Raw genomic sequence first — 10,111 nt, forward strand, 5'->3', positions numbered from 1 at the left:
ACGTACGCCAAGCACAACAAACGGCGGGTCTGCCCCCGCTACGAACCGGAGCCGCGTTCACCGTCTTTCTTCTCGGTTGTGGCCCGCTGAACCTGCAAGGTGAGATCAACCGCATCTGGGACCGCTACCCGGGCGCGGTCGAGGGGCAGCAGGTCCCCCTGCCCGCCCGGCCTTGATACACCCACCCACAGCCGGCCCCGCTCACCGGCCGCCGCTGCCCAACGGGCGGCCCGTACCCCCGGTCGCCACCGGATCTGGCCGGCGACCGGGGTCCCAAGGGACACCAGGAACCTGTTTCAGATCTTCTGTCCGGGCGATCCACGCCCAGCCGGCACCCGGCTTCGTTGTCGGCCACACCGATACGGCTCATCCGGTATCGGTTCGGCCTTCCTCCGTGCCAGGAACCACCTGGACGCGGCTCGCGGTCCGAACACAAGATTCACAACGGGCTCTAACGATGCCGGATCCGTTGGGACTTCGGTGCGGCCAGACGCATTCCGGCCCATTCCGCGGCAACGCTCACGGTGCTGGTCTGCACCAAGCCAACGGTCGGTACCGCCTCCAGGACGTCACTGGGTTCGACATGCCCCTGTCTGCCGGCCTTCGGCGTCAGAAGCCAGATCACCCCAGCCTCGGACAGCTGGCGGCGCGCGTCGATGAGCGCCTCCACGAGGTCGCCGTCGTCGTCCCGCCACCACAGCAGTACAACGTCGACCACATCGTCGGAGTCCTCCGGGACGAGTTCCGTTCCGCTGACAGAGGTGACGGCACCTAGAAGATCATGGGCGATGTCATCGTCTTCGTTAAGCGACTGAACCAGTACCCCTGGCGTGATACCCAGACGTTCCGCACGCCGCTGACCCTCGGCGTTCGCCGCGGTCGGACTCACCCTCAACAACCTCCTGCTCGTGTCAGCAGCACACGGACACGCTGTCCGCGTGCAACGGCTGGGCCGCGCGGTGGACTTTCGATCCACCTACCGCCCGCATCGCCGTAGACCTAGTCCACCGGAGCACCCCCGGGCAGCGCAAGTGCCACGCCGGTAGTTGTGGACAAAGGTGCCGCTCGCGCCCTCTCATCCGGACAGGAACGAGAGCCGAACCGTGCGTTCGGGATTGTCCACGTTGAGATCAACCAATGCGATGGACTGCCATGTCCCGAGCAGCAGATGACCATCGAGAACCGGGACGGTCAACGATGGTGCGATCAACGCGGGCAATACGTGTGACCTTCCGTGACCATTCGACCCGTGCGCGTGATACCATTTATAATCAACTGGCAGCAGGCCCGCAAGTGCGGCGAGAAGATCCGCGTCGCTGCCCGACCCGAGCTCAAGGATCGCGAGTCCGGCAGTCGCATGCGGGACGAACACGGACAGTAGACCGCTCCCGCGACCGGTCACGAATCGTCGTGCCGCGGCTGTGAGATCACAAACACATTCCTCGTCGCCGGTGCGCACCGACAGCGTCGTCGTCTCCATGAATCCCCTTCGCCCCCGCCGCCATCCGTCGTCGTCGTCAGCCATTGTCCCCAGCGGTTTCACAAATCCGGCGCACCGGTGACAGGCCGATCGGCCGGTGGCGCCGGGCCGGCCGCGGCGGGCCGCCAGCCCGCCTCCCTACCGACAGGTAACCAGGGGCGCGCGTGACGAGACGGCCCGCACAGAGCACGATGGAAGGGGACCTACTCGCGACCAAACATGCGAACAACGACCAAGTGACGACAGGGAGAACGCGTGGCGAAGGACAGCGGCAGGAGGTTTTCGGTCATCACCGATGGCCTTCCCAGCCAGTTGCCGGACATCGACCCGTCCGAAACCAGCGAATGGCTGGATTCCCTGGACTCAGTGATCGACGAGCAGGGCCGCGGTCGGGCAAGATTCCTCATGCTCAAGCTGCTGGAGCGGGCCCGGGAGAAGGCCGTCGGTGTGCCTGGGCTCACCAGCACCGACTTCATCAACACCATTCCGCCGGAACGGGAGCCGTGGTTTCCGGGCGACGAGCACATCGAACGGCGCATACGCGCGTATATTCGATGGAACGCGGCAATCATGGTAAGCCGGGCAAATCGGCCCGAATATGGTGTTGGTGGTCATATCGCCACCTATGCCTCAAGCGCCGCGCTCTACGAGGTCGGATTCAACCACTTCTTCCGCGGTAAGGACAACCTGACCGCGGGGCCGGGCGGCGACTCCGGCGACCAGATCTTCGTCCAGGGCCACGCCTCGCCAGGAATCTACGCCAGAGCCTTTCTTGAGGGCCGGCTGACCGCCGGCTCTCTTGACGCGTTCCGCCGCGAGAGCGAGGCGGGTGGGCTTTCGTCATACCCACACCCACGTCTGATGCCCGACTTCTGGGAGTTCCCGACGGTCTCGATGGGCCTCGGACCGATCCATGCCATCTATCAGGCCCGGTTCAACCGGTACCTGCTGAACCGGCGAATCAAGGACACCTCGCGCAGCCGGGTATGGGCCTTCCTCGGCGACGGCGAGATGGACGAGCCCGAATCAATCGGCGCCCTCGGCATCGCGGCCCGGGAGGAACTCGATAATCTGATCTTCGTCGTGAACTGCAATCTGCAGCGTCTCGACGGCCCGGTACGCGGCAACGGCAAAATCATGCAGGAGCTGGAATCCCTGTTCCGCGGTGCCGGCTGGAACGTCATCAAGGTGGTCTGGGGGCGCGACTGGGACCCCCTGCTCGCCCAGGACACCGACGGGGTCCTGGTGCACCGCATGAACACGACGCCGGACGGTCAGTTCCAGACTTATACGACGTCGTCCGGAGCCTACATCCGGGAGCACTTCTTCGGGGCGGACGCCCGGCTGCGCCGCATGGTCAAGGACCTTTCCGACGACGACCTGCGCAAACTTTCACGCGGCGGTCACGATTACCGCAAGCTTTATGCCGCCTACAAGGCCGCGACCGAGCACGCCGGCCAGCCCACGGTCATCCTCGCCCACACCATCAAAGGCTGGACGCTGGGCAAGGACTTCGAGGCCCGTAATGCCACGCACCAGATGAAAAAGCTCAGCAAGGGCGAGCTGAAGGAGTTCCGCGACCGCCTCTACCTGGAAATTCCCGACGCCGATCTCGAGCTGGACCTGCCCCCGTACTTCCATCCCGGCCCGGATTCGGACGAGATCCAGTACATGCGGGAGCGACGGGCCGCCCTCGACGGTTCGCTCCCCCGGCGGGTCGTGCTGGCGCGGCCCCTTCCCCAGCCGCCGAAATCAATCTTTGATGATCTACGGCGGGGCTCGGGCAAACAGCCGGTGGCGACCACCATGGCCTTCGTCCGCCTGTTCAAGGATCTACTGAAGACGAAGGAGATAGGCGCCCACTTCGTCCCGATCATCCCGGACGAAGCCCGTACCTTCGGTATGGACGCCATGTTCCCGACCGCCAAAATATACTCACCGCACGGGCAGCGCTATGAGGCGGTCGACCGCGACCTGCTGCTCTCCTACCAGGAGTCCGAATCCGGCCAGATGCTGCACGAGGGCATCAACGAAGCCGGCTCGATGGGTTCGGTCATAGCCGCGGGCACCGCGTATGCCACCCATGGGGTCCATATGATCCCGGTGTACGTCTTCTACTCGATGTTCGGATTTCAGCGGACCGGCGACCAGATGTGGGCGTTCGGTGACCAGCTCGGCCGCGGGTTCCTGCTCGGTGCCACCGCCGGGCGCACCACTCTCAACGGTGAGGGGCTCCAGCACCAGGACGGCCATTCGCTGCTGCTCGCCTCGACGAACCCGGCCTGTGTGGCCTATGACCCCGCGTTTGCTTTCGAGGTCTCCCACATCGTCCGCGACGGCCTCGACCGCATGTACGGCGAGCGCGACGAAAACGTCTTCTACTATCTGACCGTCTACAACGAGCCTTTCCCGCAGCCGGCCGAACCGGCCGGGATCGACCCGGCACAGATCCTCGCCGGTATGTATCTGTTCCGGCCGTTCGCCGACGCTGGCCTGACCGCTCGGTCGCCGGCGGAGATCGCGTCAGGCGCGGCACCGCATTGCGCACAGCTGCTGGCCAGCGGCACCGGTATGCGGTGGGCGCTGGCGGCCCAGGAACTGCTGGCGAACGATTTCGGCGTGGAAGCGGACGTGTGGTCGGTGACCTCCTGGAACGAGCTGCGCCGGGAGGCTCTCAGCTGCGAGGAACACAATCTGCTGAATCCGGATTCAGTGGAACGCCGGCCATACGCGACCCGTCTCCTGGAGGGGGCGCCCGGACCAGTGATTGCCGTCAGTGACTGGATGCGGGCGGTACCGGACCAGATCTCGCGGTGGATTCCACAGGACTACTCCTCCCTTGGCACCGACGGCTACGGGCGCTCCGACACCCGGGCGGCACTGCGTCGCCACTTCCACGTGGACGCCCAATCGATCACGGTGGCGACGCTGGAGGCGCTGGCGCGCCACGGCTCGGTCAAGACCGCCGTCGTCGAGGACGCGATCCGTCGCTACGGACTGCGTGACTAGTGGTGGCCGCCGGAGGTTGTTTCGGGGTATGTCGGATGCCAGGCGGATGCGTCGCGAGGCGGCCCAGGCTCCGGTAGCGGTGTTCTACCGGGGCCGACGAGCCGGGGTACCCGTGCATCGCGAAGCGATGTGCGGGGAGCGATGACGCGAGGCGCCGACCGGGCGGCGCGAGCCGGACAGCCCTGTTGCCGGAGCCTCTCACAACGGTGGGCCGGCGGCATCCCGATGCCGGGATGCCGCCGGCGGGTGCCGCTGGCCCCGGCCGGGTGCTCTCACCGGCCAAGGGTGGCGTGCATCTCCCAGACCAGGATTTCCGCCGGCCCGGCCGAGGCGCTGACCACGAGCCCGTCGCAGCCTCGGATCCGGGCCGCGTCACCAGCGGTGAGATCACCAGAAGTCTCCAACGTAACCGTGCCACGCGCGACGAACAGATGCACCCAGGGCGCGGCCGGCAGCCGCACGCAGCCGGACTCGGGCAGGCGTGCGCCATGCAGGATGGCGTTGTTCTGCCGAATGTCAACCGCCGCCCGCGAACCGCCGCCGCCGGCCACCGCCACCAGGTCACCCGCGGCGAGCGCGTCCGTCACATCCATCTGGGCGTAGCCAGGGGTGATCCCCGCTATGTCCGGAGTCACCCACATCTGGATAAAGCGCACTGTACCGGGATCTCCTGGAACATGTTCCCCCGCTTCGGAGCCCGCCGCCGCGTTCAGTTCCGCGTGCAGGATCCCGGTGCCCGCGCTCATGCGCTGGACGATCCCGGGGCTGATCACACCGCTGCTTCCGGTGGAATCGGTATGCGTGAGCTCACCCTCGAGGACCCAGGTCACGATCTCCATGTCCCGGTGCGCGTGGGTGCTGAAACCGCCACCAGGAGCGATACTGTCGTCGTTGTTGACCAGCAGCAGGCCGAAGTGGGTATTGGCAGGGTCGTAGTGACGACCGAACGCGAACGAGTGGCGCGACTCCAACCATGGCTTTCGGGTGACGGCCCGGCTGTCCGAGCGCCTGACGGCAATCGCCGTTCCTCGCGACATCGAGATATCAGTCACAGTCCCGTCCTACCCTTTCTTGTCACTCATCTATACCTGTCCGCTACCATTGGTGCAGCTACTCTCAGCTCGCGAGTTGTCGTAGAGTGCGTCCCACGCGGATGCCCCCAGACCATGGTCCAACGTATTCGTCCTCACCTCGCGGTCAGGACGGTCCCGAGCGGCGGGTCCCAAGGGTCTCCGACCGCACGATGACCGTCCTGAGCGCACGGTCATCGTGCGGTCAGGCGGGCTCTGATGATTGCAGCACCATCGCCTCTCCCGGCCCTGGGGGGCTGCCGGGAACCTGAAAGAGCTATGATCGCGCTACCGCTGCCCCACCAGCCCCTGAGGCTGTTGGTCAGGTGGTCCAAACGCAACGTGAGTGCCTCCGAGGAGGCGATGTGACGGCTGCCGACAGCTCGGCGAAACAGATGTCATCGGTTACCAGCAACACAATTGTTACCTGGCGTTACTACCTGAACGCGAGGTCGTGAGGTGGCCCGCATAACACTCGGGAAAAAAACATGATTCTGCGGTCACGTCGGATCAACCGGCTGGAGGATCACCCCAACCTGCGTGGTATTCTTACCATCCTCACGCAACTGGTACATACCAGTGACGCTGAGCTCAACCAGCTCGCGTCGGCTTGGCACAACACCTCACAGCTCGCCGCCGCGCGGGACAAGGCGCTCTCACCGGACGCCCCATTGGTTGTCGAGGTTCTCGCCGCCTTCGACGCGCTCTCGGCCATCTACGCCGACGACCTCGCGGGCATCGACGACTACGTGACGGTCGATCCGGGCATCACCGCGACCGCGCTCAAGGCGATTCGTGACGCAATCGCCGCCGCCTACGCAAAACCGATCCTCACACGGTCGGAGTACGCGGCGCTGATGCGACCGTGGCGTGCCGTCTACCCTCGCGGCCGAGGCCACGAACCGGACCTCGGCCCTTTCGGATCCGAGGTCAAACGGGTCCTCGCGGCGCTGCCGGTACTCGCGCGCCGTTGCCACGATGCCGACAGCCTCCGGGTCTACGACTGCCTGCTCGTCACCGCGCTCACCCGCGACGAGAGCGAGCACCGGGACGCGATGGAAACCGCCTTCAACAGCGCCGTGCGTACCGGTCGCCGGCGCGTGTGGACTCTGGTCCGGCGCAGCGCCGCCGAGGGGTTCTGGCGGCTGTGCCCGTCCTGCCGCAATATGATCAATACAGATGACGCCGCTGCCGACCAGCGTGTCATGGAGCTGTGTGCCGATCTCGCCTGCGCACTGCTCGTCCAGGACATCCTCGACCCGGATACGCTCGCCAGCCTGACGGCACCGCTGCACACGCTCATCCCGCCGCAGAACCGCTACGGCGGCGAACGGCGACAGCCGGGCCGGGATCTTCCTCCCGATAGATCATCAGGCGAACGGCATTCGTAGTGATCGTTAAATGAACGATCTCCGTGCCGACCTCACCGTCGTGCGCGAAGGGCAACGGCCCCTGCCTGGACAGTAGCCGCACCTGCTTGACCGATGCCTGCTCGTAGACCCGGCTCCGGCCAAGGGAACCGGTCAGGATGGCTCCCGCCAGCCGCGTCCGGGCGAACGGGGATTTGCCGTCGACAAGGCGGAGGTCCAGGAGCCCCTCGTCCAGACGCTCGCGGTAGGTCGGGGCAAACCCGTCCGGCCGGTAGATCCCATTACCCACGAAGACCAGCCACAGCCGGCGCTGGCGCCCGTTGATCTCCACCTGAACCGCCGGTTCGCGCCGCAGCACCGAGACCAGCGCGCATGCCATAGCCGGCCACTTGCCCATCCTGGCCTCGAGCTTCTCCCGGATGGCGACCATGTCCGGATAACTGCCGATACTCACGGTGTTGAGGTAGATATGCCCGAATCGGCTCCCGGCCGGCCGGACACCGTCGATACGCCCGACGTCGACGCTGACCGCCGTGCCGCTTCGCACCGCGCGCGCCGTGGCCTCGGCAGAGCCGAGGCCCAAGTCGGTGGCGAAGTGGTTGAGAGTGCCACCGGGGAAGAGTGCGAGCGGCAGGCCGTGGTCCAGCGCGACCTGGGCGGCCTCGGCGGCGGTTCCGTCGCCGCCTACCGCGCCGAGCACCCTGGCGCGCCGCGCGGCCTCGAGCAGCGCCTGCCTCAGCTCGCTGTCGGCGCCTGCCCGCAGGATCTCCGCCTGGGGAAGGAACGCGCCGATGACCGCCAGGATGTCATGGTTGTGACCACCGCCAGCCTGTTCGTTGACGACGACCACCAGGCCCGCGCCGTCGGGTAACGCCGGCACCGATGGTGGCGCCGGACGAGCCCGCACCGGAGTGTACGGACGCCTGGGCATGACCTTGGTCGTCGCCAGCGCCGCCGTAACCCCGATGGCGATACCCGCGAGAACGTCACTGGGGTAGTGGACGCCGACATAGACCCGGGAAAAGGCCACAGCCGAGGCGAGGATCCCGACCGGGATCGCCGTGACCGGCGCGTCCATCGCGACCGCGGTGGCAAACGCCGCGGCGGAGGCGGCATGGCCGGAGGGAAAGGAAAAAGTTGTGAGGTCCCGGCGGAGCCGGCGGCGCAACGGTACGCCGTTCTGATCAGGACGGCCCCGGCGGAACACCACCTTGGCTGGTCCGTTCGCGGTCGCGCTGGCAAGCCCGAGGGCCAGCACGCCTCGAAATGCCGCTCGCCTGCGCCGTCCTCTGCTGACGCCAAGCAGCACCGCTGTCCCCCACCACAGCAGGCCGTGGTCGCCAGCCCGGGACAGGCCCGGCAGGATCGGGTCGACCAGCGGACGAACCGCGGCAAGCCGGGCGAAGACGGCCCGGTCCACGCCGGAAACGACCGAGAGCAGCAATCGTGCCCCGTCAGCGGGCAGCCCGCTCCCGGTGACAAGGCCCCGCTGCTGGCGGGCCGCGTCAGGCAGTGCGGCTACGCGGTGTCGGCAGGGCTGTCTGGTGGCGTGTCACAACCGCCGCGGCAGCGCTGCTCACCAGGCTCGGAAGTCCTCGCCGGGGCTCGATGGTGCCCCCTGTCGGCAGAATCTCCCCCGTGTCGTCAAACAGGATCACACCATTGCACAGCAGGCTCCATCCCTGATCGTAGTGCCGAATCGTGACCCGCGCGGCGTCCCGGTCGGGACTGGCGGCGGACGGACAGGCCGGGGAGTGCGGACAGCTCGCCGGGCCGGGCAGGTGGGACGCGGTGGGTACCTGTGAACTCGCCGACGTCCTTGTCGATGGATCTCCAGAAACCGTTGTTCCTCGCACAGTCACAGAAGATTACGCCCCCAGGTAACGGACGTCACATCGACCTACCTGTCTTCGCGGTGGACATGGTTCCCATGTGGACGCACTTCGGATGTGCATCGAGTTCGGATGCGGACGGAGTTCACAGGCAGCATGCTTCATGGGTAGATGCGCGGATCGCTGGATGACGAGAGAGCCACAACTCGACGCGCTTCGTAGCCGACCGCTTCTCTGTCGCGACCACCACTACCAGCAATCAACACGTTGAAACTACCCGGTGACAGATATCGGATATATCGATGCCGCCTGATGGCGGGAAAACGTCTTCGGTAACTTTTCCTGGACCCATTACAGGCCCGTACCCGGCCCGTTGGCGGCCGGCCGGGATCTCGCGGCCCCGTGGGCGGCCCGCACGGGTACCTACAGAGCGGTTCATGTCGATGAAGATGCCGAGGTATCAGCCGCCATACCGCCCGGACGCGGGCACTGCCGACGTCCGGGCCACGACGGCGCTCGCGGCGCCGGCCCGTGCGGCGGCAGCGGGCAGCGCGGCAACGGGTAGCACGGCGGTGGGCAGCACGGCGGCAGCGAGGCAGCGGCAGCGGCTGCCGCCGCCTCGTCCGTTCAAGGCGAAGTCCTTTCGGGTGTATTTCGCGATACATGCATGAAAACCATCCCCGCCGGCTGGCGCGCCCTGCTGCCGATGTTCGGCATACGCCCGGCTGACCTGCGACGGCACTGCCTGATAATCCTTCTGGCCAGCCTGGCCAGCGCATTACGGGTGCTCGCGATGGCCGCTTACCGGCCCGCGTTTGAATTTGCCGGCGACTCCTACGCCTATCTCCAGCTCGCCCGGCACCTCACGCCGGATTCGGTCCGGCCCGCGGGTTACCCGGCCATGCTGCGCGCGTTGGCCGGGACCGGCGAACTGTGGGTGGTACCCGCCGTTCAACACGCCCTCGGTGTGACGCTCGGGCTTGTCCTCTACGCGCTTCTCACGCACCGCGGTATCGCGCCTGGCGTCGCGGCACTCGCGGCGGCGCCGGTGCTCCTCGACGCCTACCAGGTGAACATCGAGCACTTCGTCATGGCGGAAACATTGTTCGACGTCCTGATGGTCGCCGGGGTCGTCGCCCTGTTGTGGGACCCGCAACCGTCGCCGTGGGCCTGCGGGCTCGCCGGCGGCACACTCGCGCTCGCCGCGCTCGTCCGCACAGTCGGTATCGCCCTCGGGCTCCTGGCGCTGCTCTACCTCGTCGCCCGACGGGTCGGATGGTCACGATCAGTCGCGTTCGCCGGGACGCTGGCCGTACCGCTGCTCGGGTACATGTTCTGGTTTCATACGAC

The 10,111-nt window shown here is 66.7% G+C and carries 8 protein-coding genes and 1 pseudogene; 3 read left to right on the plus strand and 6 right to left on the minus strand.

The genetic code is table 11. The features are described from left to right. Positions 1-451: 451 nt before the first annotated feature. Positions 452-889, minus strand: coding sequence for a DUF3052 domain-containing protein (locus MJ777_RS20750; RefSeq protein ID WP_239310800.1), 438 nt, complete (start codon positions 887-889; stop codon positions 452-454). A 186-nt stretch (positions 890-1,075) separates the two neighbouring features. Next, positions 1,076-1,480: a YjbQ family protein gene (locus MJ777_RS20755; RefSeq protein WP_239310801.1), complete on the minus strand. Its 405-nt coding sequence runs from the start codon at positions 1,478-1,480 to the stop codon at positions 1,076-1,078. A 255-nt stretch (positions 1,481-1,735) separates the two neighbouring features. On the opposite strand from MJ777_RS20755, the gene aceE reads away from it, so the two are divergent. Continuing rightward, positions 1,736-4,489, plus strand: coding sequence for a pyruvate dehydrogenase (acetyl-transferring), homodimeric type (aceE, locus tag MJ777_RS20760; RefSeq protein ID WP_305039430.1), 2,754 nt, complete (start codon positions 1,736-1,738; stop codon positions 4,487-4,489). A gap of 272 nt (positions 4,490-4,761) precedes the next feature. Here aceE and MJ777_RS20765 read toward each other — a convergent pair whose 3' ends face one another. Continuing rightward, positions 4,762-5,526, minus strand: coding sequence for a pirin-like bicupin family protein (locus tag MJ777_RS20765; protein WP_239405654.1), 765 nt, complete (start codon positions 5,524-5,526; stop codon positions 4,762-4,764). Positions 5,527-6,047: 521 nt separating this feature from the next. Here MJ777_RS20765 and MJ777_RS20770 point away from each other — a divergent pair. Beyond that, positions 6,048-6,950, plus strand: coding sequence for a hypothetical protein (locus MJ777_RS20770; protein ID WP_239310803.1), 903 nt, complete (start codon positions 6,048-6,050; stop codon positions 6,948-6,950). On the opposite strand, the gene MJ777_RS20775 is transcribed toward MJ777_RS20770, so the two are convergent. The 3 genes from MJ777_RS20775 to MJ777_RS20785 form a co-directional block, all read right to left on the minus strand. Next, positions 6,859-8,373, minus strand: coding sequence for a bifunctional phosphatase PAP2/diacylglycerol kinase family protein (locus MJ777_RS20775; protein ID WP_239377516.1), 1,515 nt, complete (start codon positions 8,371-8,373; stop codon positions 6,859-6,861). The genes MJ777_RS20770 and MJ777_RS20775 overlap by 92 nt on opposite strands. 61 nt (positions 8,374-8,434) lie before the next feature. Continuing rightward, positions 8,435-8,791 carry a DUF5999 family protein gene (locus tag MJ777_RS20780; RefSeq protein WP_239346766.1) on the minus strand — a complete coding sequence of 119 codons (357 nt, stop codon included), beginning with the start codon at positions 8,789-8,791 and terminating at the stop codon, positions 8,435-8,437. 430 nt (positions 8,792-9,221) lie between these two features. After that, complete coding sequence (locus MJ777_RS20785; RefSeq protein ID WP_239377517.1) at positions 9,222-9,392, minus strand: hypothetical protein; 171 nt, start codon at positions 9,390-9,392, stop codon at positions 9,222-9,224. Between the two features lie 36 nt (positions 9,393-9,428). Here MJ777_RS20785 and MJ777_RS20790 point away from each other — a divergent pair. Continuing rightward, positions 9,429-10,111 (plus strand): annotated as a pseudogene (locus MJ777_RS20790) (hypothetical protein); the annotation flags it as partial.

The sequence above is a fragment of the Protofrankia sp. Cj5 genome (assembly GCF_917627405.1).
GTDB lineage: Bacteria > Actinomycetota > Actinomycetes > Frankiales > Frankiaceae > Protofrankia.